Source organism: Sphingopyxis indica, assembly GCF_032879645.1.
Taxonomy (GTDB): domain Bacteria; phylum Pseudomonadota; class Alphaproteobacteria; order Sphingomonadales; family Sphingomonadaceae; genus Sphingopyxis; species Sphingopyxis indica.
In genome coordinates, this window is the sequence record NZ_CP076394.1 from 1126400 (window position 1) to 1152132 (window position 25733).

The 25733-nt window shown below is 62.6% G+C and carries 23 protein-coding genes; 15 read left to right on the plus strand and 8 right to left on the minus strand.

The window, feature by feature from the left end; all coding sequences use genetic code 11:
• The first annotated feature begins 109 nt into the window (after positions 1-109).
• The 15 genes from KNJ79_RS05515 (at position 110) to KNJ79_RS05585 (ending at position 17820) form a co-directional block, all read left to right on the plus strand.
• Positions 110-283, plus strand: a complete 174-nt coding sequence (locus KNJ79_RS05515; protein WP_004210706.1) for a helix-turn-helix domain-containing protein — start codon at positions 110-112, stop codon at positions 281-283.
• A gap of 77 nt (positions 284-360) precedes the next feature.
• On the plus strand, positions 361-1005 hold the full coding sequence (locus KNJ79_RS05520; protein ID WP_317153129.1) for a hypothetical protein: 645 nt from the start codon (positions 361-363) through the stop codon (positions 1003-1005).
• Positions 1006-1212: 207 nt separating this feature from the next.
• Positions 1213-1584, plus strand: coding sequence for a hypothetical protein (locus KNJ79_RS05525; RefSeq protein WP_317153130.1), 372 nt, complete (start codon positions 1213-1215; stop codon positions 1582-1584).
• Positions 1581-3428: a type IV secretion system DNA-binding domain-containing protein gene (locus tag KNJ79_RS05530; protein WP_317153131.1), complete on the plus strand. Its 1848-nt coding sequence runs from the start codon at positions 1581-1583 to the stop codon at positions 3426-3428. The genes KNJ79_RS05525 and KNJ79_RS05530 overlap by 4 nt, the downstream gene beginning before the upstream one ends.
• Positions 3428-6187 (plus strand): MobF family relaxase, encoded by a 2760-nt coding sequence (gene mobF / locus KNJ79_RS05535; protein WP_317153132.1) that lies wholly within the window; start codon positions 3428-3430, stop codon positions 6185-6187. The genes KNJ79_RS05530 and mobF overlap by 1 nt, the downstream gene beginning before the upstream one ends.
• 72 nt (positions 6188-6259) lie before the next feature.
• Complete coding sequence (locus KNJ79_RS05540; RefSeq protein ID WP_317153133.1) at positions 6260-6577, plus strand: HigA family addiction module antitoxin; 318 nt, start codon at positions 6260-6262, stop codon at positions 6575-6577.
• A 76-nt stretch (positions 6578-6653) separates the two neighbouring features.
• Complete coding sequence (locus tag KNJ79_RS05545; protein WP_317153134.1) at positions 6654-8672, plus strand: type I restriction-modification system subunit M; 2019 nt, start codon at positions 6654-6656, stop codon at positions 8670-8672.
• 89 nt (positions 8673-8761) lie between these two features.
• Positions 8762-9925 (plus strand): restriction endonuclease subunit S, encoded by a 1164-nt coding sequence (locus KNJ79_RS05550; RefSeq protein ID WP_317153135.1) that lies wholly within the window; start codon positions 8762-8764, stop codon positions 9923-9925.
• Positions 9926-9927: 2 nt separating this feature from the next.
• Complete coding sequence (locus KNJ79_RS05555) at positions 9928-10791, plus strand: abortive infection family protein (RefSeq protein ID WP_317153136.1); 864 nt, start codon at positions 9928-9930, stop codon at positions 10789-10791.
• On the plus strand, positions 10788-13781 hold the full coding sequence (locus tag KNJ79_RS05560; protein WP_317153137.1) for a type I restriction endonuclease subunit R: 2994 nt from the start codon (positions 10788-10790) through the stop codon (positions 13779-13781). The genes KNJ79_RS05555 and KNJ79_RS05560 overlap by 4 nt, the downstream gene beginning before the upstream one ends.
• Positions 13765-14730 carry a pentapeptide repeat-containing protein gene (locus KNJ79_RS05565; protein ID WP_317153138.1) on the plus strand — a complete coding sequence of 322 codons (966 nt, stop codon included), beginning with the start codon at positions 13765-13767 and terminating at the stop codon, positions 14728-14730. Before KNJ79_RS05560 ends, KNJ79_RS05565 begins: the two co-directional genes overlap by 17 nt.
• Before the next feature lie 381 nt (positions 14731-15111).
• Complete coding sequence (locus tag KNJ79_RS05570) at positions 15112-16035, plus strand: nucleotidyltransferase and HEPN domain-containing protein (protein WP_317153139.1); 924 nt, start codon at positions 15112-15114, stop codon at positions 16033-16035.
• Between the two features lie 215 nt (positions 16036-16250).
• Complete coding sequence (locus tag KNJ79_RS05575; protein ID WP_317153140.1) at positions 16251-16745, plus strand: hypothetical protein; 495 nt, start codon at positions 16251-16253, stop codon at positions 16743-16745.
• On the plus strand, positions 16742-17251 hold the full coding sequence (locus KNJ79_RS05580; RefSeq protein WP_317153141.1) for a sigma-70 family RNA polymerase sigma factor: 510 nt from the start codon (positions 16742-16744) through the stop codon (positions 17249-17251). Before KNJ79_RS05575 ends, KNJ79_RS05580 begins: the two co-directional genes overlap by 4 nt.
• Positions 17245-17820, plus strand: coding sequence for an RNA polymerase sigma factor (locus KNJ79_RS05585; RefSeq protein ID WP_317153142.1), 576 nt, complete (start codon positions 17245-17247; stop codon positions 17818-17820). Before KNJ79_RS05580 ends, KNJ79_RS05585 begins: the two co-directional genes overlap by 7 nt.
• 259 nt (positions 17821-18079) lie before the next feature.
• Here KNJ79_RS05585 and KNJ79_RS05590 read toward each other — a convergent pair whose 3' ends face one another.
• Genes KNJ79_RS05590 through KNJ79_RS05625 form a run of 8 tightly spaced genes read right to left on the minus strand, consistent with a single transcriptional unit; the run spans position 18080 to position 25709 of the window.
• On the minus strand, positions 18080-19762 hold the full coding sequence (locus KNJ79_RS05590) for a GMC family oxidoreductase (protein ID WP_317153143.1): 1683 nt from the start codon (positions 19760-19762) through the stop codon (positions 18080-18082).
• Between the two features lie 23 nt (positions 19763-19785).
• On the minus strand, positions 19786-20628 hold the full coding sequence (locus KNJ79_RS05595) for a sugar phosphate isomerase/epimerase family protein (protein WP_317153144.1): 843 nt from the start codon (positions 20626-20628) through the stop codon (positions 19786-19788).
• Positions 20625-21182 (minus strand): gluconate 2-dehydrogenase subunit 3 family protein, encoded by a 558-nt coding sequence (locus KNJ79_RS05600; RefSeq protein WP_317153145.1) that lies wholly within the window; start codon positions 21180-21182, stop codon positions 20625-20627. Before KNJ79_RS05600 ends, KNJ79_RS05595 begins: the two co-directional genes overlap by 4 nt.
• The gene (locus KNJ79_RS05605) at positions 21179-21991 is read right to left on the minus strand and encodes a 3-keto-disaccharide hydrolase (protein ID WP_245836647.1); all 813 of its coding nucleotides are present in this window, start codon (positions 21989-21991) and stop codon (positions 21179-21181) included. The genes KNJ79_RS05600 and KNJ79_RS05605 overlap by 4 nt, the downstream gene beginning before the upstream one ends.
• A gap of 11 nt (positions 21992-22002) precedes the next feature.
• Positions 22003-22911 carry a hydroxypyruvate isomerase family protein gene (locus KNJ79_RS05610; protein WP_317153146.1) on the minus strand — a complete coding sequence of 303 codons (909 nt, stop codon included), beginning with the start codon at positions 22909-22911 and terminating at the stop codon, positions 22003-22005.
• Positions 22908-24209 (minus strand): MFS transporter, encoded by a 1302-nt coding sequence (locus KNJ79_RS05615; RefSeq protein ID WP_317153147.1) that lies wholly within the window; start codon positions 24207-24209, stop codon positions 22908-22910. Before KNJ79_RS05615 ends, KNJ79_RS05610 begins: the two co-directional genes overlap by 4 nt.
• Positions 24210-24255: 46 nt before the next feature.
• Entirely contained in the window at positions 24256-25299 is a 1044-nt protein-coding gene (locus tag KNJ79_RS05620) for a sugar phosphate isomerase/epimerase family protein (RefSeq protein WP_317153148.1), read from the minus strand.
• A 17-nt stretch (positions 25300-25316) separates the two neighbouring features.
• Complete coding sequence (locus KNJ79_RS05625; protein ID WP_089215607.1) at positions 25317-25709, minus strand: c-type cytochrome; 393 nt, start codon at positions 25707-25709, stop codon at positions 25317-25319.
• Positions 25710-25733: the final 24 nt, after the last annotated feature.

Genomic DNA, 25733 nt, shown 5'->3' on the forward strand with positions numbered 1-25733 from the left:
CGCGTCATCGGCAGACTTCCACGGCTTTCCCATTGCTGGACGACACGCTGGCAACCCTGTGCAACTTGGCATGTCTCTCGCCACGAATCGGCAGCAAGGAGACAAGCAAATGGAACCCATAGCCATATCGATTAATGACACGGCCAAGGCGCTCGGCGTTGGACGGTCGTCGGTTTACGCCCTGATAAAATCCGGCGGCCTCGACGCCATCAAGATCGGCAGGCGAACCCTGCTGACGACGGAATCCATCCGGCGCTTGGCCCAATCCCGCACCGCTATCTGACCCGCAGGCGCTCCACGGCCCCAGCCTTTTGAACTGGCGGGCCACTCCGCGCCTGCTCCCCGAAGCACCCGAGAGCTTTGCATCGTGATTTCACGAAAGGATTCCCCATGTCCATTTTTCACCGCGTCATGGATCGGCTGGCCCATCACTTGTGGGGTGGCCGCGAGGTCACGCTCCACTTCACCGCCGACTATCGCATCGCCCGATTCACCCTGCCGCTGATCGAGCGGCTGCTCGCGGACGACGAGGACGGCGAAACCTATCGCAGTTCCATCGCGCATTGGACGCTCAATGAGCGCCCGTCGCTCCATATCCACCGGGGCGAGGTTTCAAGTTTGCGGATCGACGGCCCGTTGCAGAAGGTTGGCGTGAGCTATCTTCCGCTGGGCGGGTTAATCGAGTCTCCCGGCGTAACCACGCATCTCGATCCGGTTGAAGCCCATCGGCTCGACGGGCGCGTGCAGGAAGCGGTCGAGCGAGCAATACGCGACTGGATCGTCGAAAATGGTCTTTACGATCAGCCGCGCCAGCGCCGCGAGATCGACCGCCCCAAGACCGACCGAGAAGCCCGTGCGGTAATCGCCCGATGGGTGGACGAGCATTCCGCCAAACCGCCAGCCGAGGCCATGCCGAACGCGAGCGATCGACCCAGCGATTGCTGCTCCGGCGAACCCGACGGCTCCTTGTGCGATGCTTGCCGGAAAGGTTCGGACCATGCCTGATCCGGCCGCCCTTATGGCGAGGTCGCAGGGCCACGATGCTACGCATCGGACCCGTAAATTGGATACACACCTCACGCACGGGTGCATCCCGCTTTTCCGCCACTTTTCGAGGCGGCGATCCGACAGCGGTTTTTCCGGCGCACTCGGAAAGCACGGATTTCTGCCGTTAGATGAGACAGCGGATCGCTGTCGCAGGGGAGGCGGCCGATGAAACTCGTTCGCCACACCATCCGCGTGCCCGTGTCGCTCGACAAGGCGCTTCGTGCGCTCGCCGAGCGCCGAGGCATCAGCGTCTACGCGATGCTCCAGCGCAGCGTGAAGGCGGGCGTCGCGACGCTCGCCGACCCGGCCGCGCGCGATGCCATATCGGGGGAACTGGTCTCCGAACTGGCGTCGGTCAGCAACCGCATTGCCGATGTCGAACATATACTGGACCGGGCGCTGTTCACCGCCTGCGCCGCCTATTGCTATGCCCGCAGCGCGGGGTTGGGCGAGCGCACCACCGATGAGATCGCTGTCGCCGAGATCAACGAGGCCTATGATCGCCAGCGGCGGCTTTCGCAGGGGAAGCGGCCATGACCCAATTAAACGATCGCCGCATTCATGCCGACGCCGTGCGCCGGCACCATCGGCTTAGCCAGTGGCAGCGGTTCAAGCGACAGGTCGGCGTCATGCTCGCATCGATCGCCCTGGGCGCGATCGGCGCGCCCTACACGATGCTCGACAAGGACGAGCAATGGGCGATTGGCGTTTATGCCTATGCGCGCGGAGCACTTTGGATCGCCTTCAGTCCCGATCCCGCAGTCAACGTCACATATGAGGGCGCACAATATCGCGTCCCGGCCCGCGCGGTGGTTGCCGACCGCTATTATCGCGGATCGGCATCACGCCTCTTGTCGCTATCGAGCAAGGGCGGCCTGCTCGGTTTCGTGGGCTGGCTGTCCGGCCTGTTCCTGTTGCGCGGCGTCAGGGCGCGGCGTCGCGAGCGCGCTTTGCGCGATCGTGTCATCGCCGGAACCCTCGTCACCACCGAGAAGCAGCTTGCGGCGCTGACCGCCGCCGAAGCCGAACCCCATGCGCTCGCCATCGGCTCGGTGCCGATCCCGGCGCGGCTCGAGACGCGGCATATGGCGATGATCGGCACGACCGGCAGCGGCAAGACCACGGCGCTGCGCCAGATGCTCGATGGGATCGAGGCGCGCGGCGAAGCGGCGCTGGTGTATGATACCAGCGGCGAATTCATCGCGCATTATTACGATCCAGCGCGCGGCGACATCATCCTGAATCCGTTCGATGCCCGCTGCGCTTTCTGGTCGCCGTTCGCCGAGATCGCGCACCCCGCCGACGCCGACCGTATCGCGCAGCAGCTTATCACCGAGACCGGCCAGCACGACCGCGATGTCTGGCTGGAAACCAGCCGCATCCTCGTCGCGAATATGATCCGGGCGCTGTGGCGAGAGGGCAAATGCAGCTTGCCCGATTTACTCGACGCGCTGCAGGATCGCACGAAGGACGATCTCAAAGTCTGGCTGGCGGGCAGTTCGTCCGCACGGACCTTCGCCGAGGACGCCGACCGCGCAACGGGCAGCGTCTTGTTTATGCTCGCCAAGGCCGCGAACCTGATCCAGTTTCTTCGCACCCAAGCAAAGGATGAAACGCCCTTCGCGTTCCGGGATTTTATCGCCGGGCTCGACAAGCGCACCGGCGCGCGCCCTTGGATATTCGTCCCGCGCAAGGAGGATTATTTCGAGGCATCGAAGCCCCTGCTCGCCTGCTGGCTAGAATGCGCGGCGAGCGCCGTGCTGGGGCTGCCCCCGTCGCCCGACCGGCGCATCTGGTTCGTGCTCGACGAACTGGCCGACCTGCCGCGCGTCGATAATCTCGCGCGGTTGCTGCCCGAAGGCCGCAAGTTCGGCGCGGCGGTCGTGCTGACCTTTCAGGCGCTCGGCCAAATGCGGCACCGCTATGGGCCGCAGATCGCGGAGTCGATGCTGGGTTGCTGCAACACGAAGCTGTTCCTGCAAACCATCGACAGCGAGACCCGCGTCTGGGCCAGCCAGACGATCGGCGAATGCGAAGTCGAAATCCAGACCATGACCGATGCGCTCGCCGAGGGCGACGACACGCCGCGCACGACCTTGGGCCGGATGCGGAAAATGCGGCCCGCCATTCTCGAAAGCGAGCTCCGCCTGCCTAAGTATGAGGGCTATTTGCTGTTCCCCGATGGCTTGCCGGTCGCGCGGATCAGGCTCACCGCCGATCATATCGCGCGGCGTGGCAAGGCCAGCCAGCCGGGGTTCGTCGCGGGCCATCCGAAAACCACGCTTTGGCAGCAGGCGGTGCAGACCGCGCCGTCGTCTCCGTCTACGCCCCCATCGCAGCGGCCGTCGCCGCCGCCACCCAAGAGCCGGGGGCCGGTCTGATGGTGGCGTCCGTTTCAGCGCTGACCAGTTCGGCGCAAGCCAGCAGTTATTATGAGGCCGACGACTATTATGCCGAGGGCGGTCTGTCGCCGTCCGAGTGGCAGGGCGCAGGCGCGGAGGCGCTGGGCCTGTCGGGCGAGGTCGATCGCGATCAGTTCCGCGATTTGCTCGACGGCAAGATCGGCGATCAGCAGCTTGGCACATTCCGCGATGGCCAGTTGGAACATCGCCCCGGCTGGGACTTGACCTTGAGCGCGCCCAAGTCGGTGTCGATCATGGCTGAGGTCGCGGGCGACCGGCGCTTGATCGCGGCACATGGGCAAGCGGTCAAAACAGCGATGGCGCATGTCGAGAAGCATATGGCCGCCACCCGCATTCGCGACGGCGGCACCGTGACCCGCGAGGCGACGGGCAATCTCGCCATCGCCAGTTTCCAGCATGGCACCAGCCGGGCGCAAGACCCACAGCTACACACCCATAATGTCATTATGAACGCGACGCGGGGCGAGGACGGCACGTGGCGCAGTCTGGAACCACGCGCCATCTACCAGCTACAAAAGCAGATCGGCGCGATATACCGGCAGGAACTGGCGTTGAAGGTCCGCGAACTCGGCTATGAGATCGAGACCGGCAAGGACTCGCTATTCGAGATCAAGGGCGTGTCCAGTGAGGTGATCGGGGCGTTCAGCACTCGCAGCGCCGAGATCGAAGCAGCGCTTGGCGAGCGTGGCACCTCGCGCGATGCCGCCAGCGCTGCTGAAAAGCAGATCGCCGCGCTCGATACTCGGCAGGCGAAGGTCGCGACCGATCATGCCGCGCTTGTTGCCGATTGGCGCGAGACGGCGAGCGCAGCCGGGTTCGGAACGGACGCGCGGCTGACGATGGTCAAGCAGGCCGAAGCCCATGCCGCCAGCCCCGCGCACCGCGCCGACATGGCCGAGCAGGCGACATTGGCGGATCGCGCTGTCGCCCATGCCGCCGACAAGCTCGGAGAGCGGCAATCGGTATTTTCCGCCGCTGCTTTGCAGGAGGAGGCCGGGCGGGTCGGGCTGGGCAAGGTTGGCCATGCCGAGATCGGCGCCGCTATCGCCGTCGCAATGAAACAGGTCGAGTTATTCGAACGGACCTTTATTGACCGGCGCGGTGCGGAGTTCGCCGGATTCACCACGCGCCAGAATATCGAAACCGAAGCCAAGATGCTGCGGATCGAGGCCGAGGGGCGCGGTGCGCTTGGTCCCATCGCACCGCCACTTACGGCCGCGAAGGCGGTCGCCAGCGCGGTGACGCAGGCCGAGCGCGCGGGATTTGGCTGGAACGCAGATCAGCGCGCGGCCACCGAACAGCTTCTGACCAGCCGCAACCGCATCACCGCCGTTCAGGGCTATGCGGGCACCGCCAAGACCACGACCGTCCTCGCGACCTTTGCCCGCGAGGCCGAGGCGCGGGGCGTATCCATCATCGCGCTCGCGCCCACCGCATCGGCGGCGATGGTGCTGGGCGAGGGGCTGGGCACGCGCAGCGATACGGTCGCGCGGCATTTGTTGTCGCCCGAGCGCCCGCATCTCGGCCAACCCGCCGCGTGGATCGTGGACGAGGCGTCGCTTCTGTCGGCCCGCGAAACCGCGCGGCTGTTCGACCTGGCCGACAAGCACGATGCCCGCATCATCCTTGTCGGCGACGTAAAGCAACTCGGGTCGGTCGAGGCGGGCGCGGCGTTCGCGCAGTTGCAGGGTGCGGGCATGAAAACCGCGAAACTCGGCGAGATCGTCCGGCAAACCAACGCGGCGACAAAGGAGGCGGTGCTGGCGTCGATCGAGGGAGACGCCAAGAAGGCGCTCGCCGCGCTGGATCGCGGTGGCGGGCAGATCATCGAGGATACCGAACGCGCGGAACGGTTCGCGGCCATCGCCGAGCGATATGCCGGGATGGACAAGGCCAGTCGCGCTCGCACCCTTGTTATCGAACCATCGCGCGAGGGTCGTGATGCGCTCACCGCTGATATTCGTGCCGCGCTCATGAAATCGGGCGCTCTCACCGGTCCCGGCGTCACCGTGCAGGGGCTCGCCAACAAGGGGCTGACCCGTGCCGAGGCGCGCGATCCGATGAGCTACGATAGGGGCGACGTGGTGCGGTTCACCCGCGACTATGTCGATAAGGGCGTGGCGCGTGGGGAAGCCTATCGCGTCGAATCCATCGACTCGGCGAAGGCCGCCATTGCTCTGAGATCGGAGGATGGGCGCGAGGTGGATTGGCGGCTCAGGCAATGGGGTGCGGGCAAAAGCCAAGCGTTTGCGCCGCAGGCGCTGGACCTGAAAAGCGGCGACAGCATCCGGTTTACACGCAACGACCGCGAGGCGGGCCGCGTCAACGGCGAGCGCCGTGATGTGATCGCGGTGGATGAGCGGACCCGAACCGTCATCGTCCAGATGCCGAGCGGCAAGACCGAGACGCTTAATCTCGACGCCGCCCGTGATCGGCATATCGCCCACGCCTATGTCGAAACCGCCTTTGCCGCCCAAGGCCGCACCGCCGATCATGTCATCATCCACGCTGACAGCAAGGCGACCAACCTCGTCGATCAGAAGAGCTTCTATGTCGGGATTTCCCGCGCCAAGGAATCGGCCACCATCTTCACCAATGATCGCGGCAAGCTGGTATCCGCGATCAGCGAGCGCGCCGGACAGATGCAGCTCGCCATCGCGCAGGCCGTCATGCCGACGCCCATCGCCGACAAGACGGCGGGAGCCGGGATGGGGTGAAGATAGAGTTTGGCCGCGCTCCGACACCTGTATAGTGTTGCCGAACGGCGCACGATGCAGGGGGATGCGGCCATGCCCGCGATTGCAGACATCCGGTTGAAGAACCCAGCCCATCCCGGCGGTTTCATCAGGCATGAAATCATCAAGCCGCTGGGCCTGTTGGTGACGGCGGCCGCGGACGTGCTGGGCGTGACGCGCGCGACTCTTTCGTGCTTGCTCAACGAGCGTGCGAACCTGTCGCCGGAAATGGCGCTGCGCATCGAGAAGGCATTCGGCGTGCCGAGGGACACCCTCGTGCAGATGCAAAGCAGCTATGACATCGCACAAGCCCGTGAGCGAGAATCGGAAATTAGAGTTTTGCCCTTCAAAGGGAAACGGCGAGACGCCTAGCCAGCATTGTTCTAAGCGCCCCTGGGCGCAACATCGGCCGTTGTGCGTAAATTTGAGAATGACAGGATATTAACGGATGCAAAGAGAAGAAGTCCGCAACCTTGGCAGTTTTGTGTGGCCAATCGCCGAGATTTTACGCGGTGACTTCAAACAGTCTGAATACGGCAAGGTCATTTTGCCCTTTGTCGTATTGCGCCGACTAGACTGCATCCTCGAATCCACCAAGGACGCCGTTCTCGAAGCTGCGAATTCGGTTCCCGAGGGCGTGGACGACGCCACCCGCGATATGATTTTGTTCGGCGCGGTGGGCGGGAACGTGAAAGTTTACAACCTATCCCGCTTCACGCTGACCACCCTCAAGGGCCAAGACCCCGGCCAGCTTCACGCCAATTTGGTCGATTACATTACCAAGTTTTCGGCCAACGTCCGCGACATCTTTCTCGATAAATTTCTGTTCACCGACCAGCTTAAGCGCCTCAATGAAGGGGGTATCCTTTGGAACGTCTTTGAGCGCTTCACCGAGATCGACCTACATCCTGATACGGTCAGCAATATCGAGATGGGCTATCTCTTCGAGGAGTTGATCCGCCGCTTCTCGGAAATCTCCAACGAGACGGCGGGCGAACACTTCACCCCTCGTGAAGTGATCCGCCTGATCGTGGACTTGCTGATCGCCAATGACGATACCAAGCTGACCGGACGCGGCATCATCCGGCAGGTCTATGATCCGGCCTGCGGCACGGGCGGTATGCTCGCCCTCACCGAAGCCGCCTTGCAAGAGTTCAATCCCTCAATCCGAGTCGAATTGTTCGGGCAGGAATTGAACGGAGAATCCTTCGGTATCTGCAAATCCGACATGCTCGTGACGGGCCACGATCCCGAGCAGATCGCCTTCGGCAACACGCTCACGCAGGATGCTCACAAGGACAAGAAATTCCACTACATGCTGTCGAACCCACCCTACGGCGTGGACTGGAAAAAGTATCAGGACGCGATCAAGGACGAAGCCGACACCTTGGGCTTCGATGGCCGTTTCGGAGCGGGCACTCCGCGCATTTCCGATGGCCAGCTCCTCTTCCTGCAACACATGATCTCGAAAATGCGCAACGATGAAATCGGCTCGCGCATCGGCATCGTCATGAACGGCTCACCCTTGTTCACGGGTGGGGCCGGGTCCGGCGAAAGCGAAATCCGCCGCTGGATGTTTGAGAATGATTGGGTCGAAGCGATTGTCGCTCTGCCCACTGACCTGTTCTACAATACCGGCATCCAGACCTATGTATGGCTGCTGACCAACCGCAAGCCCGACAATCGCCGAGGCAAGGTGCAGTTGATCGACGCCAGCGGCGAACGGTTCTGGCGTTCCATGCGTAAATCCCTCGGCTCTAAGCGCCGCGAGATTCCCGAAGGGGCCCGCGCCGATATCGTGCGTATCTACGAAGGCTTCCTGAACGGCGTGAGCGGTGAAGGCGACGTTGCCAAAATCTTCGACGTTGCAGACTTCGGCTACCGCGAAATCCGCATCGAACGTCCGTTGCGCCTGAATTTTCAGGCCAGTCAAGAACGCATCGCCCGCCTTGCCGACGAGAAGGTGTTTGCGCGTCTGCCCGAGGACGAGCAGGAAGAGATCGAGGCCGTCTTACTGGCGATGGGCGACACGCTCTTCACGAACCGCGATACCTTCAACAAGGCTTTGACCAAGGCACTCAAGGCCGAGGGCGTGAAGATCGCAGGGCCGATCAAGAAGGCGATCCTTTCGGCGCTCTCCGAGCGTGACGAGGAAGCCGACACCTGCGCTGACAAGGATGGCAATCCCGAACCAGATACCGACCTGCGCGACCACGAGTTAGTGCCGTTGAAAGACGACTGGCGCGAGTATGTCGCGCGCGAGGTGGCGCCCTTTGTTCCCGATGCGTGGGTGGATGAGTCCTATCGTGATGCCCGCGACCGCGAAACCGGCCGCGTCGGCTACGAGATCAACTTCAACCGCTATTTCTACCGCTACACTCCGACCCGCCCGTTGGACGAGATCGACGCGGAGCTAAAGGCGCTTGAGGCGGAGATCGCCGAACTGCTGCAAGAGGTGGCGGCGTGATTACTCTGCAAGAGCGCGTTCACGGAACACCGCCCCCGGCTGATTGGCAAGCGAACAAACTCCGCAATGTCCTTCACGTCCGCAGAGGCATGAAGAACACGGGTATGCAGGAGGATAACCTGCTTTCCCTAAGTTATGGCCGTATTGTTCGGAAGGACATCGAAGCCAACGAAGGCTTGTTGCCCGAGAGCTTTGAAACCTACCAGATTGTTGAGCCGGGCAATGTCGTCATGCGGCTCACGGACCTGCAAAACGATAAGCGCAGTATCCGGCAAGGTTTGGTGACGGAGCGCGGAATCATCACCTCCGCCTACGACGCCTTGGAGATTGCCAAAGGCCATGATCCACGATTTTGGGCCTACACTCTGCTCGCGCTCGATCTTGCAAAATATTACTACTCGCTTGGGGCTGGCGTTCGTCAGTCAATCAAGTTCGCGGACTTTCCGAACGATTGGATACGCACTCCAAGTCTCGAAACTCAAAAATCCATCGGTGATTTCCTCGACCGCGAAATCGCCCACATCGACCAGTTGATCCAGAAGAAGCGCCTCTTCGTGACGGGCGTGGCGCGTCGGATTGAGGCGCTTGTGGACCAAGCAATTTCAGACGCCAATGTTCCACGCATACGATTTGAACATCTGACGCACCGCGTTTCGCGTCGGGTTACGTTATCCGAACATGATGAGTTGGTTCGGCTCGGCCTCTATAATCGGGGGCGCGGCATTTTCAAAAAGCCCGCCGCCGACGAAGAAGGCATGGGCGATTCCGAGTTTTTCTTCGTTGAGACTGGCGATCTTATCCTAAGCGGTCAGTTCGCATGGGAAGGTGCAGTCGCTCTCGCCACCGCCGATGAAGAAGGCTGCGTTGTTTCACACCGTTACCCTGTTTATCGGGGCAGGTCCGGGGTCAACACGTCCTATTTGCTCGGCCTCCTGCGGAGCCGTTACGGCGATTTCCTTCTCAACGAAGCATCGAGAGGTTCGGCTGGTCGTAACCGGCCCCTCAACGTGCGCCGACTTGGAAAAGAGAAAATCCCCGTCCCCGGACCAGAATTGCAGAAGTCCGTTGAGCAGGCGGTCGATTTTGAGCGGCGATTGAAGGGAAAAACAGAACAGTCGATTGTTAGACTGGAGGAGTTTCGCGCTGCCCTCGTAACCGCCGCTGTCACAGGCCAGATCGACGTGGCGGCATGGGGCAAGGAAGGCCAGACCGACCGTCGCCTTGACCAGATCGCGGAGGCCATCCGGGCATGAGATTGACTACCAAAGCCCTCGAACACCTTACCGGGATCATCACGGGCGATTCCCACAAAAGCCAGTATCGTTCCGGCCCCCAGCTTGTCGGCTTCTTCAACGATTTCGGCGAAGGCGACCTCTACGGGCAGGGCTTTCCATCCCGCGCCCAATTCGCACGGGGCAAGTTGGACAAGTTCAACGGCACGGACACGATGAAGAGAATCGTGTCCGCCGCCTTCGATTTTATCGGCGAAGATGGTTTCAACGCCGAGGATGCCGCCTATCAGTTCAATCGAGTCCTGTCCCGCGATGGCTTCCGGCTTGTCATGAAAGATGACTACGGCTGGATGGAGGGGGATAGGGAAGTCAGGATCAATCCGCGTTTTGAAGTCATCCCGCTTGGACCGGCTGTTTTGGCACCGACGAGCCTCGTTGCCATCAGCTACGAAGCCGTCACGGAGCAGGTGCGCAAGGCCAACCAGAAGATCGAATCCGGTGACTATTCCGGCGCGATCACCAACGCTTACACCTTGGTTGAGCACCTGTTGAAGCTCTTGCTCACCGAAACGGCCACGGCTTTCAAGGAAACCGAGGGCGACATCAGGGCGCTCTACAAGGCGCTACAGCCGTCCTTGAACCTTGATCCAGCCAAACTTGAGGAACCGCTAAAGCCGATTGTGGGCGGCTTCCAGTCACTGATCGGCGGGCTTTACGAAATGGCCAACAAGGGCAGCGACCGCCACGCCCGTCGCTTCAATCCCGCGCGGCATCACGCCAAGCTGGCCGTTAATGCGGCCTTCGCCCTCTGTGATTTTCTTGTCGAGAGCCGCGACTATCAGAAGGCGCGTGCCGCCAGCGCCCCCAACAAAGAGGCCGCCGCATGAGCACCGCCGCCCATAACGTCCACAAAGAACAGGTAGTGCAAGATCACCTGATTGCCCGGCTTGTCGCGGGTGGGGGCTTTGAATTGCGCGATGCCAAGGCCGACTACGACCGTGCGCTGGCGATGGACAAGCCATTGGTGCTACGCTTCGTCCAAAGCACTCAGCCCGATGAATGGGCCAAGCTGGAAGGGCATTACACCGCAGCGGCGGGGGACACATTTTTCAAGCAGCTTGAAAAATCCCTCAAGGATCGTGGTCTGCTGGACGTGCTGCGGCAGGGGATCAAGATTGTCCCCGGCATCAAGTTCGCCCTCTGCTATTTCCGACCCGCCAGCGCTTTGGAACCCAAGCGCGTCGCCGAATACGAGGCCAATATCCTCTCGGTGATGAAAGAGGTCGAATACAGCGAACGGCACGGGGGGCGGCTGGACGTAGCCCTGTTCCTCAACGGCCTTCCTATCGCCACGATGGAGGCCAAGAACCTCCTCACCGGCTCCAATTTCCGCCACGCCGAAAAGCAATACCGGCAGGATCGCTCGCCAGCGGGTGAACCGCTGCTGACCTTCAAGCGCGGGGCCTTGGTCCATTTCGCGCTTGATGAGGACAACGTTTCTATGACCACGCGGCTGCAGAATGGCCGCACCCGTTTCCTGCCTTTCAACCGGGGCCGTGATGGCGGGGCGGGGAATCCCGATATCGACGATGAGTTCCGCGTCGCTTATCTCTACAGTTCTGGCGAATGGGGTGCGGCGATATTCTCCCGCGCTGTGTTGCTCGACATCATCGGGCGCTTCATCCACCTCGACACCAGCGGCAAGACTGAGGCCCTGATCTTTCCGCGCTTCCAGCAGCTTGACGCCGTGCGTAAGCTCATGGCGCACGCGGGTCAGTTCGGCGCAGGACGCAATTACCTGATCCAGCACTCCGCCGGTTCAGGCAAGTCCAACACCATCGGCTGGCTCGCACACCATGCGATCAACCTGCATGACGCAGACGACAAGGCGGTGTTCAACACCGCGATCATCGTCACTGACCGTATTGTGCTGGACCGCCAGCTTCAAAGCACCGTCTCGCAGTTCGAGCAGACTCAGGGCGTCGTGCGGAAGATCGACGGCACGTCGAAGCAGCTCAAACAGGCTATCGCCAAAGGCGCGCGCATTATTGTCACCACGATCCAGAAGTTTTCTACCGAGCATCTCAAAGAGATTTCCGGTCAGGGTGATCGCACCTTCGCCGTCATCGTGGACGAGGCGCACAGCAGCCAGTCCGGCAAATCCGCCCAGGCCATGACTGACGCGCTCACGCGCGAGGCGGATTCCAGTGACGACATCGAGGACATGATCGCCGCCTATCAGAAGGCACGCGGTCCACAGGCGAATATAAGTTTCTTCGCGTTCACCGCCACACCGCGCAATGTCACGCTGGAACGCTTTGGCACCAAAGGCCCTGACGGGCTTCCGCACCCCTTCCACCTCTATTCGATGCGTCAGGCCATCGAGGAGGGCTTCATTCTGGACGTTCTTCAGAATTACATGACCTACAAGGCCTACTATGAACTGGAAAAGGCCATCGAAGATGACCCGCAGTTAAGCGGCCGACGCGGCCAGCGCCGGGTTGCGCGCTACGCCAACCTGCATCCCACCGCCATCGGCCAGAAGGTCGAGATTATCGTTGAGCATTTCCGCCGTCATGTCGCCAAAATGATGGATGGGCAGGCCAAGGCCATGATCGTCACCGGCAGCCGCGATCATGCGCTGCGCTACTTCTTCGGCGTGCGCGACTACATCAACGCGCAGGGCTATACCGACCTTCGCACGCTTGTCGCTTTCTCGGGCGAGTTGACCTTCGATGGCCAAACCTACACCGAAGCCGACCTGACGGGCTTTGCCGAAACCGAGTTGCCGGGCCGCTTCGACGGCTTTAAGCCGGACGGCACCCCCTATCCCGAACAGTATCAAATCCTGATCGTCGCCGAGAAATACCAGACCGGCTTCGACCAGCCTAAGCTCTGCGCCATGTATGTGGATCGTAAGCTAGCGGGCTTACAAGCAGTGCAAACCCTGTCGCGCCTGAACCGCACTCGGCCCGGAAAGGATCGGACCTTCATCCTCGACTTCCAGAATACCATCGAAGACATACAGGACGCCTTCCGGCCCTACTTCGAGGTGACGGCGCTCGAAGCCAATTCCGACCCCAATCTCGTTTACGACCTCGAAGGACGGCTGTTTAAATTCGCCTATCTCGACATGGACGAGATCGAGCGGTTCGCGGCGACCTATTATAAGGGGCCGCTCGACGGCGGCGACCGTGCTCGGCTGGAAGGGCTTGTCCGTCAGGCCGTCGCCCGGTTTGAAGCCGATGACGACGAGGGGCGGCAGGAAGAGTTCCGCCAACTTCTGCGCAGCTATATGCGCTTTTACAGCTTCATCGCGCAAGTGATGAAGCTTGAGGATACGAGCTTGGAAAAGCTCTATTCCTATGGCGCATGGCTGGCCCGCCTGCTTCCCAACCGCCAAATCCCCCCCGAAATCGAAATCACCGATGACATGCTCCAGCTACAAAAATTCAAGGTTGAGCGGAAGGAGCAGGACGACGCTTCGCTTGCAGCTGGCGACACGGCGGCGCTCAAAGCGATCAGCGAGTTCGGGGCCAAGCCCTACACCGAGGACGAGAAGAAGGAGCTGTCCGAGATCGTCAAGGCGTTCAACGAGCGTCATGGAACGCAGTTTTCCGAAGCCGACATGACCCGCTTCGAGCAGGTGAACGAGGAGATTTTGGGCGACGATCTTGCGCAAATGTTGCGCAACAATCCGCCGGACGTTGTTTACACCGCCTTCGCCCAAGCCTTCTTCCGAGGCGCGATCCGCATGTTTCAACGCGATAACGAAATGCGCAACATCGTGCTGACGGACGCAGAGGCGCGGGACAAGGCCACGCGCCACTTCTTCAATCGGGCACTCCGGCAGATCCGCGATGTTCATGCGCCGTAAGCCGTCCCGCCTTCAGATATGGCGCAAAGGGCTGGCAACCTCACCCGCCGCCGCGAATTGGCGAACCTTCTGGCACGATACCAACTTCCCAATGGCGATTGGCTTGTTCGTCGTCTGTGCCACGATCACCTACGTGTGGTGGCTTTGGCAGCCGCAAGACCCTAGCAATCTCTGGCCTGAAATGGGCGGGATGACACTGGATGTTTTCTTCATCCTGATCGCGTTCGCGCTGTTCGAGCAGCGCCGCAACAAGCGTCAGGACATCAGCCGCCAGCGCGAAGTGATTGACGATTACAAGCGGTGGGATCACCCCGAGGCGCATTTGCGGATCGCCGGGGCCATCCGCCGTCTGAATCGCATGAGTGAGTTTGCTCTGGACTTGGCAGGCGCACGCCTGACCAATTTTAGCTTTGCCCGCAGTGGTATCCAGAGCATCGAAGGTTCGACTTTTTATGACGGACGATGGGGAGAGAAGTTTGGGGACAGCTCGGTCAAACTGGATAGAGTCTCGTTCGATCACCTGAATTGCCACAACGTCACCTTCTCGCCGTATAATCCATTTGCCGGATTTGGAGACTTGGACACCAACTTTTCATGTTTCAAAGACTGTTCGTTTGTCGAATGTGACTTGAGCCAAGCGAAATTTAACGGGGCTGAACTTCACTGGACCGTGCCTCCGCCGGAAACACATTTGGAATATTGGGACGACGAAGACGGCTCGCCGGCTTGCGCGCAAATCAGCTACGGCCCGCTTTACCACGCCGATCTTCGGCAAACCTCATTCAAAGGGTGCCGCTTCAAGAACGCCGATTTCCGTGACACCGAGAACATCCTTGAGGCCGATTTCACCGGGGCGAAAGGGCTGGAGGACGCCATTTTCGACGATGACGACATCCGGGCTGCAGTGCTCGCCCAGGCATCCGGCGAGACAGCGATCATATCTTCCTGATCGAGCAACCACGACCGTCACGGGACTCATTCGTCGATTCACTGGCTTGGCCAGGTCAGGTGTCAATCGCGTGCGCTTTCGCGTTTTCAACTTGTGCAGCTTCCCCTGTCGGTCAGCCTTGTGGCTACCATGGCCCGCCCCTGTCCGGGGCGACCACTTCGTTTGCCCGCCCACCCGATCCCGTGCGCAGACCGCTCCATTCGGTCGCGGCCTGAATACTTTTCCCCGCCTGCCAAACTCTTGTCACCGCGTCCGGTCTGATTCAAATCACGGTGTTGTAGCCGCTGCGTAATTTTTGCCTTCTAGGTGACGTTCTGTCGCAGGAACGGGTCGCGATAACTCTTGCTAATGGACGGCGATTGCTCGAAGATTCGCAGGTCTATGCGCACCGACATTGATCATCTTCCTGCCGCGAAGCAGCGCGAGCTTGAGCGCATCGTCGCGATCATCTTCGACGAATTCGGTGCGGCGACGGAAAATGCGACCGGCCCGCGAAAGAGGGCGCGAATTCTCAAGATTATCCTGTTCGGTAGCTATGCGCGCGGCGATTGGGTCGATGCGCCCGCATCGGCGAACCAGTATAAATCCGACTATGACATCCTCGTCATCGTCAGCCAGAAAGAGCTGACCGATCGTGCCGCATACTGGGCGAAGGCCGAGGAACGGTTGATCCGGGCCTATACGATCGAGAAAACGCTTCCAACGCCCGTCAACTTCATCGTCCATTCGCTGCATGAGGTGAACGATGGGCTCGCGCATGGCCGCGTCTTCTTCATGGAGGTCGCGAAGGATGGCATCGCGATTTACGAAACCGATGGCAGTGAGTTGGCGACGCCCAAGCCTAAAACGCCGGCTCAGGCTTTGGTGGCGGCGCGGGAGTATTTCGCAGAAGAGATTTCCGGCTCCGTTGACTTTTATGAGGGCTTCAAGGACGCACAAGCCCGCGGAAAGCTGAAAAAGGCGGCTTTCGATTTACACCAAGCCACGGAGCGGCTCTACCAAGGCCTCCTCCTTACGCTGACATTTTACACCCCGTATAACCACAACATCGCCTTCCTGCGTTCCCTCGCCGAAGGGCTGGACCGTCGCCTGTACGGCATTTGGCCGGAGGGAACCCATCGCGAACGCGCGATGTTTCAGAAGCTGAAAGAGGCTTACACCAAGGCGCGCTACTCCAAGCATTACAAGATCAGCGAGGAGGAGCTGACCTGGCTCGGCGAACGGGTCGAGGAACTCGGCCGCGTCATCCATCAGGTCTGCACCGACCGGATCGCTGAGCTCGAAAAGTTGGCGGCGTCCGCCTAGCGCCCCGCCCACCGGCTTGCCGGGAGTCCCCGATTCTGACATAATCCCGTCCACGGGATGGAATGACTGGCGGCCATCCCGAGGATTATCCTGCCAGCATCATGCAGGTCCGGCCGAGGGTCGGGCAGTTGCTGTAGACCGCTCTAGCGGCGCGCAGCGGACACCGCTTGCACATCTGCGCACGATTGCGCGGACCGCCGCTGTGCGAGCTGCAAATGACTACCCCGAAACCGAAGGACTTCTACGCGCGCGAGGTCGTGATGGCGCGCGTCGATCATCTCATCCGCCGCAAGCAGGGTGAGATCGAGCGGATCACGCGCATCCTGCGCGCTTTCTTCGATCCCGATCAGGTGCAGGCCCCCGAGCCGGGCCAGATCAGGCGGATCATCCTGATCGGCCCCTATGCGCGGCGGTCGTGGTATGAAGACGACCAGACGATCAACTTTTCCGATTACGAACTGTGGATCGTCGTCAATCATCCGCTCTTCAAAGAGGAATGTTGCTGGACCCGCGCCCGCGAAATCATCGACAGCGAGGTTGGCGATCGCTGCGCGGTCAGCCTCGAACTCTATTCCCGCACCGACATTCGCATCGCCAAGGCCGAGCGTGACACTTTCATCCTCGACCGGATCGAAGCAGGTATCACCCTTTACCGGGCCTCGCGCGATGCGCCGCTGAACGAGCGCGAACGCAAGGGAGCCCGGGCATGATCGCGCCCGCTTCAACCGCCGCCTTCGAGGACCTATATCGCACCGAGTATAGGCGCTTGTTGCGTAAGCTGCGGCGCCGGGTCGGCTCCGACGAGGCGCCCGATCTGGTGCAAGAGGTGTTCGCGCGCTTTCTGCGCAGCGAGGCGCTGGGCCGCGTGGAAAACCCGGCCGCCTATCTTTCCCGGATCACCCGCAACCTGCTGATCGATCGCACGCGCCGGAAACGGCACGGCATGCCGATCTTCTTTCCATTCGACGACGAGCGCGACGCGTCGTCGCGTGCCGACCAGACATGGCGGACCGAAGCGATCGACCTGTTTCGTCTCTACCGGCAGACCGTTCGCGCCATGCCGCCGAAGACGCGGCGCGTATTCGTGATGCGCCGGGTGAAGCGCATGAGCTACAAGGAGATCGCGGCGGAACTCGACATCAGCATCGCCACCGTCGATTATCACATGGTGCAGGCCCTCGCGCGCTGCCGCGCCGCGACTGTTGCGCAATGTTGACCGGTGCATATGTCGGGCGCGAGCGCGCCGCCGATGTTCGAGAACAGGAGCAAACTCTTGCCTCGCCCGGTTCGGGGACTGATTTTGCTGCCTTCTATCGCGCCGAGCGAGGGTGGTTGTTCCATTACTTCCGGAGGAGGATCGGGCGTGATGCCGCGCCCGATCTTGTGCAGGAAGCTTTTACGCGGTTGCTTCGAAGTGGCGCGTTCGATCGGGTCGAATATCCGCGCCCCTATCTAGCGCGAATAGCGCACAATCTGCTGATCGAGCGAGCGCGAAAGATCATGCGCGAGGGAGGCATGGCCTGTCAGTTCGACGAAACCTGCGATGCACCGTTGGCGCCTGAGCAGGAGCGGCATGTCGAAGCAATTGAATTGCGGAGGGCCTTCCGGCGGGCGCTTCGCCCCTTGTCGCGAAAGACCCGGCGTATATTCCTGATGCACCGCCTGCGTGGCATGACATATCGGAAGATCGCCGACGAACTTGGGATCAGCAACAAGGCCGTCGAGAAGCATATCGGACGCGCACTCGCGCGGTGTCGTAGAGTTGTGCTCGCGCATCGGGAGTAGAGTCGAGCATCCACTACTGCGCGATGCTCTTGGGAGTCGGTTCGATTACCTTTGAAGGCTAGAATTATTAGGGCCTTTTTGGGGGCTTTCGCGGAGAGGCGAACTAAAATCTGCAAATAAAATCAATACTTTCAATGCTATAATTTCAGTCCCTCCTCCCTACCAAAATCCCGTATATCCTCGAGCCGTCGCGGCCACGCTGGCACGGGCGTCTGCCCGATTTGCGGGATATTCGGCGGCAGCCGGGCGTCTCTTTGTTTCAGATCGCGCCCGCCTGCAATTGCTTCACCGCATGGTCGGCCGCGCGCGCGGTCAGCGCCATGAAGGTCAGCGACGGGTTCACGCACGAAATCGAGGCCATCTGCGCGCCGTCGGTGACGAACAAATTGCTCGCGTCGTGCGCCTGGCTCCACTTGTTCAGCACCGATTCGCGCGGGTCTGTGCCCATGCGCGCGCCGCCCATTTCGTGGATCGCGTCGCCCGGAACATGCTCCTTGCGCTCGCTCTGCACATTGATGAGGCCCGCGGCGCGCAGCATCTTTTCGCCTTCGGTGCGCGCGTCGCTCATCATCTTGAGCTCATTCTCGCGGAAGGTGACGTCGAAGCGCATCAGCGGGACGCCGAAGCGATCGACCTTGTCGGGGTGCAGGCTGACGCGATTATCCTCATAGGGCAGGCATTCGCCGAACGCACCCATGCCGAATTTCCACGAGTCATATCGGCGCATCCCGTGCTTCATCGCGGCACCGAAGCCCTGCGGCCAGGCGGGGTTGCGATAGGCGGACCCCTGATAGCCATAGCCGCGGCGGAAGCCGACGCCTTCTTCGCCGCCGACGTTGCGGAAACGCGGGATATAGACCGCGCCGGGACGCCGGCCATATTCGATATAGTCGGTCATGCCCGGGATCTCGCCCGAGATGCCGACGCGGAAGATATGGTCCATCACATAGCGGCCGAGGGTGCCGCTTGTATCGAAATGGCTCTTGCCGGTTCCGGGGATGCGCGAGTTCATCAGGATCTGCGTCGAGGCCATCGCCGAGGCGCAGAGGAAGACGAGGCGCGCCGGGATGATCTCGGCAACCCCGGTCTTTGCATCGACGACGCGCACGCCGGTCACGCGCCTGGCCTTCGGATCATATTCGAGGTTCGAGACGACAGCGTCGGCGCGCAGCGTCAGGCGCCCGGTCGCGCGCGCGGCGGGCAATGTGACCGCCTGCGTCGAAAAATAGGCGCCGAACGAGCAGCCGCGCCCGCACTGGTTGCGGAACTGGCAGCGGCTGCGGCCCTGGTCGGGCTTGTCCTCGGTCATGTTCGACAAGCGCGCGTGGATGAGCTTGCGTCCCGGCGAGGTCGCCTCGAGCCGCTCCTTGAGCCATTTCTCCGCGATGTTCATCGGCATCGGCGGCTGGAATTCGCTGTCGGGGAGCTGCGGCAGATTCTCGCGGCTGCCCGACACGCCGGCATATTTTTCGACATAGCTGTACCAGGGCGCGAGGTCGTCGTAGCGGATCGGCCAGTCGATCCCGACATTCTCGCGCTTGTTCGCCTCGAAATCTTCGGGGCTCCAGCGGAAACTCCAGCGCCCCCAGATCAGCGACTTGCCGCCGACCGCGCCGGGGCGGATCCAGTAGAATTTCTCCCCCTCGTCATAGGCATAGGGGTTGAGCCGGTCGTTGTTGTAGAATTTCTGGCTCGCGGGGGAGACATAGCCGTGGGTGGCGATGAAATAGTCGCTCTCGATCAGCGGCTCGGGCATGATGTTGCGCGCCGGAATCTCATAGGCGGGCTTGCCGTCATAGCTATAGTCGGCGCCGTGCTCGACCATCACGCCGCGGTCGAGCATCAGCACGCGCAGCCCCTTTTCGGTCAGCTCCTTCGCCGCCCAGCCGCCGCTGACCCCCGAGCCGACAACGATCGCGTCATATTGATTCGTCGCAGTCATATGCATATCCTCCGGTGGTCGGATCAGGCGCGAAGGCGGCTGAGTGTCGTGAAGCTGGCGGTGATGTCGGGCAGATAGGGCGCCGGCGCCTGGTCGTTCTCGACATAGAAGTGCCGCACGCCCGCGACGTCGTTGAGCGTGAAGATGTCGGCGAAGTCGATCACGCCCTTGCCAACGCTGGTCATATCGCCGCCTGCCGTCATGTCCTTGACGTGATAGGCGTAAATCTGGCCCGGCAGGCGGCGGATCAGCGCCTTGGGATCCTGCCCCGCCTTCACCGCCCAGAACAGGTCGAGCTCGATCTGCACCAGCGCCGGATCGCGTTCGGCGAGCAGCATGTCGAACAGGCTCGTCTCGCCATCCTTCACGAGAAATTCGAAATCATGATTGTGATAGGCGAAGCCGAGTCCGGCATCCTTCAGCCGCGCGGCGAAGCGGTTGAAATCGGCGAGCGCGGTGCGCCACGCCGCAGGTTCGCGATATTTGGAATCCATCCACGGCAGGACAATCGTGTCGGCACCGAGCGTGCGCGCCATCGTCACCGCCGCGTCGAACTGCCCCGCGAGCGCGTCATAGCCGACGTGGATCGACGGCGCGGTCAGCCCGAGCCGGTCCATCGCCCCGCGCAGCGCGGCATGGTCCATCGCATCATAACCGCCGCCGCCGAATTCCACTTCGCGATAGCCGATCTTCGCCACCTTCTCGAGCGTGCCGATCGGGTCCGCCGCAAAGATTTCGCGCACCGTGTAAAGCTGGAGCCCGATCTTTCGCAATGCGTTTGCCGCCGTTGCAGCGAGCGGTCCTGCGGCGAAGGCCGCCGCCAAAAGCGTGCCGCCCGCGAGCAGCTGACGTCGGTTCATGCTCATGACGAATAGACCTTGTTGACGTTGGAATAGGGGAAAGCGCCGTCATATTCGCCCGGCACGGGCAGATATTCGCGCTCCTGCGTGATGCCGATCTCCGACGTGTAATAGCCGGTGATGACGAGCTGGCGGAATTTGTCGAAGAAGTCGGCGCCGCCGGGCAGCGCGCCGTTCATCGCGAGCGTCAGCAGCGCATCCTGCTGTTCGGGCGTCGCCTCGGCCGCGGCGACCTTGTAATCGCGCCGGCTGCGCGCCTCGATCGCATCGAGGCCGGCGAGGATCGGCGCCTTGTCTTCGGGCATGGCCCAGTCGGCGAGCAGCTTTTCGATGAAAGCGGGCACCTCCGCCGCGATCGCGCCGGGCGTGTCGGTGGTGGGGATCACCCGCTCGCTGAGCGCAGTCGCCAGCGCGCGCTGTCCTGCCGTGAACACGGCGCTGCTCGGCGGGCCGGTGTCGATCACCGGTATCTTGCCCGACGCGGCGCGCGCGATCGGCGCGAACAGCGCGGCACCGAACATCGTGACGATGCCGGCAAGGGCGTCTCTGCGGTCGATCACCGGGGGTCTCCTTCGTCGTGACTTTTCGCGGCCGCCGGAAGCGGGCGGACCCAGATGTTGCGGAACGATACCGGCGAACCGTGATCCTGAAGCTGGAGCGGCGCGGCGTCGCCATGCGCTTCATAATGGCCGACCTGTCGCCAGATGGTCGTGCCGAGCCACGGCTGGCGGTTCTGCACCAGCACCCCGTTCAGAAAGGCGGTGATGTAGGCGGGACGTTCGAGCGTGCCGTCGGCGGCGAAATGCGGGCGTTCGAAGATGATGTCATAGCTTTGCCACGCGCCGGGCGGACGCGAGGGGTTCACCAGCGGCGGCTTCCAGCCATAGATGGCGCCGACCGTCCCGTCGGCATAGGTCGCGTTCTGATAGCCGTCGAGTATCTGGATTTCATAGCGCTGCATGAACCAGATGCCGCTGTTGCCGCGGTCCTGCGAACTGTGCTGCGGCGGGCTCGGCGAACGGAATTCGAGGTGGAGCTGAACGTCGCCGAAGCTCTGCTTGCTGACAAGCAGGCTCTCGGCCTCGCCCTCGCCGCGTGCCGGCACGGTCATCACGTCCTTTTCGACGACCCACGGCTTGCCCGTCGCGGTCCAGGCATCGGGCGAAAGCCGGATCGCGTCGGACGGCGCGGCACCGGGCTCGGCGCCCGGCGTCACCACCTCGGGATAGGGGCGGTCGGAATCGTGGACATGCCAATCGCCGCCCGGCAGCATCGGGGTATCCTTGAACCCCGGCCTGTCCTGCGCCATGCCGCCGCTTCCCGCCAGCGCCGCGGCGACCATCGCGGCGGCCCAACCTATCCGTCTCACGCTTTTCCTCCTCATGCCGCGTCGATCGCGCGATAGGCGGCGACCAGCCGCTCCTCGCCCGCGCGGCCCTCGACCGAATTGCCATGTTCCATGCCGATCACGCCGGCGTAGCGCTTCGCGCGAAGCCGGCGGACGATGTTGCGATAGTTGATTTCGCCGGTGCCCGGCTCGTTGCGCCCCGGATTGTCGCCGAACTGGATATAGCCGATCTCGTTCCAGCAAGCGTCGAGCGTGTTGATCAGATTCCCTGCCTGGATCTGCTCGTGATAGAGGTCCGCCAATATCTTCACCGCGGGGCTGTTCACGCCCCGCGCGACCGCGAAGCCCTGCGGGATCGTTTGCAGAAAAACACCGGGATGGTTCACCAGCGTGTTGAGCGGCTCCATCACCAGCGTGAGCCCGTGCGGTTCGACGATCTCGGCGGCGCGGCGCATCGTGTCGACGATCCGGGCGGTCTGGATATCGGCCGGAATCCGGCGGTCGAGGAAGCCCGGAACGACCGTCGCCCATTTCGCGTCGAGCCGCTTCGCGACCTCGATCGAGGCGCGGATGTCGGACAGAAAGGCCTCGCGGTCGGTATCGTCGCCGCCGCCGAGCTGGGGGCGGAAATCGCCCCATCGCGGCATACTCGCGACGAAGACGCCCATCGTCATCCCGCGCTGTTGCAATGCCCGCGCCATCGCCGTCTGCTCGGCGACCGGGCGCCCCGCCGCCTCATTATCCTCCCACGCGGTGAAGCCCTGATCGGCGGCATAGGCGATCTGTTCGAGCCGGTCGCCGCGGCTCGCGAAACTGCCTTCGTGCGGGGCGTAGCCGAGCGAGAAGCGCGGAGCGTTGCTCGCCGGGGCGGCGCGGGCAACCGCCGCCGCTCCCGCCGCGGCGACGCTTCCCGCCAGCACCGAACGCCGTGACAGCCTCATGCCGCCTCACCCGCGAGCGCCGCGCGCGACTTGCCACGCTCGCGCAGCCAGACGAAGCCGAACACCGCGAGCAGGATCAGCGGCAGGATCGCGAGGCGCTGGAAGGACAGCGACGCCGCGGCATCCTCGACCGCCAGCTTCGCTGCGCCGGTCAGGGCGGCGAAGGCTTCGGGTCCGCCGGCGAACTCGACCTTCGCCGCGTCGTACATCGCGCCGAGCTGCGGCAGGACGAAGAAGCTGGCGAGCGCGCCCGCCGATCCGACCAGCCCCATCGCCCACGATCCGCCGCGCGGATAGCGTTCGGCGACCGAAGCGAGCATCGTCGGCCACATCACGCACACGCCGAGACCCCAGACGGTCGAGGCAAGGATCGCCGTAACCGGCGACTGCGCCTGGCTGAGCATGAACAGCCCGATCGCCGCGAGCAGGCTCGACACCCAGAGCAGCCCCGGGTTCGAGATGCGGTTCGCGAGCCGCCCCGCGAAATGGCGGAATATGAACATCAGCGCGTTGACATAGACGAGCAGCAATATGCCGCGCATCCCGACGCGGTTCGACAGCGCGACGTCGATCCACTGGCCGGGCGCGAGTTCGGACGCGGCGGTCAGGAACATCGCGCCGAACCAGATGAAGAAGCTCGGACGGCGGAACACCTCGCTCAGCATTTCGCCGAAGCTGACGCCGCTTTGTTCACGAAGCGGCGGCGGAAAGGCGGTCGTCGCGGCGATCAGCACCGTCGCGGCGGCGGGGATCATCACCAGCGCCATGATCCCCTGCCACGGCAGCGCGTCCGAGAAGAAGAATCCGGTCAGCCCGCCGACGATGATCCCGCCGGGAAACCAGGCGTGGAGCACGTTGAGCCGGTGCGTCGTATCCTCGGGATAAAGCTGTGCGGTCAGCGGATTGATCGTCGCCTCGGTGAGCCCCCAGCCGATGCCGCTCAGCAGCATGCCGAGCCATACCAGCGTATAGATGCCCATTCCGCTCGCGACATGGCCCGCGGTGACGATCATCAGCGGGCCGGCGACGAAGCAGAGGCCGGCGCCGATCAGGCACCGCTTCATGCCGAGCTGGTCGAGCAGCGCGCTCGCGACGAACAGGGTGATCGAAAAGCTGAGGAAGGCGGCGCCGAGCGCGGCGGCGACGAGTTCGCCGGCGTGCAGCGGCGCGATCGGGTCGATCCATTCGCCCTTGAGCCCGCTCGCGATCGCACCGCGGATCGCGAGGCTCGCGGCCGCGGTGAACAGCGCGAGCACGCCGAGCCAGAATAATCGTCCCTTGTGTACTGTCCCCGCCATCCTGCACTCTCCCCTTTATTGTTTTTGATCGCGCGCCGCGCTGGCGTCAGTCGAGCCCCAGCAGCTTGCGATTGAGCGCCGGATCGCTGCCGCCGGCGAAATCGTCGAACGCCTTGTCGGCGCGGCGGATCATGTGCGCCGCGATGAAGGGCGCGCCTTCGCGCGCGCCGTCCTCGGGATGCTTCAGACAGCATTCCCATTCGAGCACCGCCCAGCCCGAATAGCCATATTGGGTGAGGCGCGAGAAGATGCCGCCGAAGTCGACCTGCCCGTCGCCGAGCGAGCGAAAGCGCCCCGGACGGTCCACCCAGTCCTGATAGCCGCCATAGACGCCCGAGCGCCCCGTCGGGTTGAGTTCGGCATCCTTGACGTGGAACATGCGGATGCGCTCGTGATAGATGTCGATGAACTCGAGATAGTCGAGCGCCTGCAGCACAAAATGGCTGGGATCGTAGAGGATATTGGCGCGCGGATGATCGCCGACACCGGCGAGGAAGCGCTCGAACGTCACCCCGTCGTGCAGATCCTCGCCGGGATGGATTTCATAGGCGAGGTCGACGCCCTGTTCGTCGAAGGCGTCGAGGATCGGGCGCCAGCGCTTGGCCAGCTCGGCGAAGGCTTCCTCGACCAGCCCCGCCGGGCGCTGCGGCCATGGGTAGAGATAGGGCCAGGCGAGCGCACCCGAGAAAGTCGCATGGGCGTCGAGGCCGAGCCGCCGGCTCGCGCGCGCGGCGAGGTGCAATTGCTCGACCGCCCACGCCTGGCGCTCGGCGGGCTTGCCGCGCAGCGCCTCGGGCGCGAAACCGTCGAACGCCACGTCATAGGCGGGGTGGACCGCGACGAGCTGGCCCTGCAAATGCGTCGACAGCTCGGTGATCTCGACCCCCGCCTCGCGGCAGGTGCCGGCAAGCTCGTCGCAATAATCCTGGCTTTCGGCGGCCTGGCGAAGGTCGATGCAGCGGCTGTCCCACGTCGGGATCTGGACGCCGGCATAGCCCGCATCGGCCATCCAGCGCGCGGCCGACGGCAGCGTATCGAACGGCGCCGCGTCGCCCATGAACTGCGCGAGGAAAATCGCCGGTCCCTTCATGCCGCTGCCCCTTTCGATTATTTCGACGTTTCGGTCTTGAGATAGGAGATCAGCGCGGCGCGCCGCGCGGGATCGGGGACGCTCACGAACATGCGCGTGCCCGGAACCAGCTTGGTCGGCGCAGTCAGATAGGCATCGAGGGTTTTGTCGGTCCACTGGATTTTCGAGGCCTTGAGCGCGGGGCTGAAATTGAAGCCCGGTGCCGACGCCGCCTTGCGGCCGAAGAGTCCGTGGAGATTGGGCCCGACGCCGTTCTTGCCGCCGGCCTCGAGCGTATGACAGGCCCGGCACGCGGCAAAGGCCTGCGCCCCGGCATTTTGACCCGCACCTGCACGCGCTGTTGGCGGCGCAAAAAATGTTAGCGCAACCAAAAGTGTTGCCACTACCGGCAGCACGACCCTAAATTTCATTATCCTCTCCTGTCTGGCAACAGC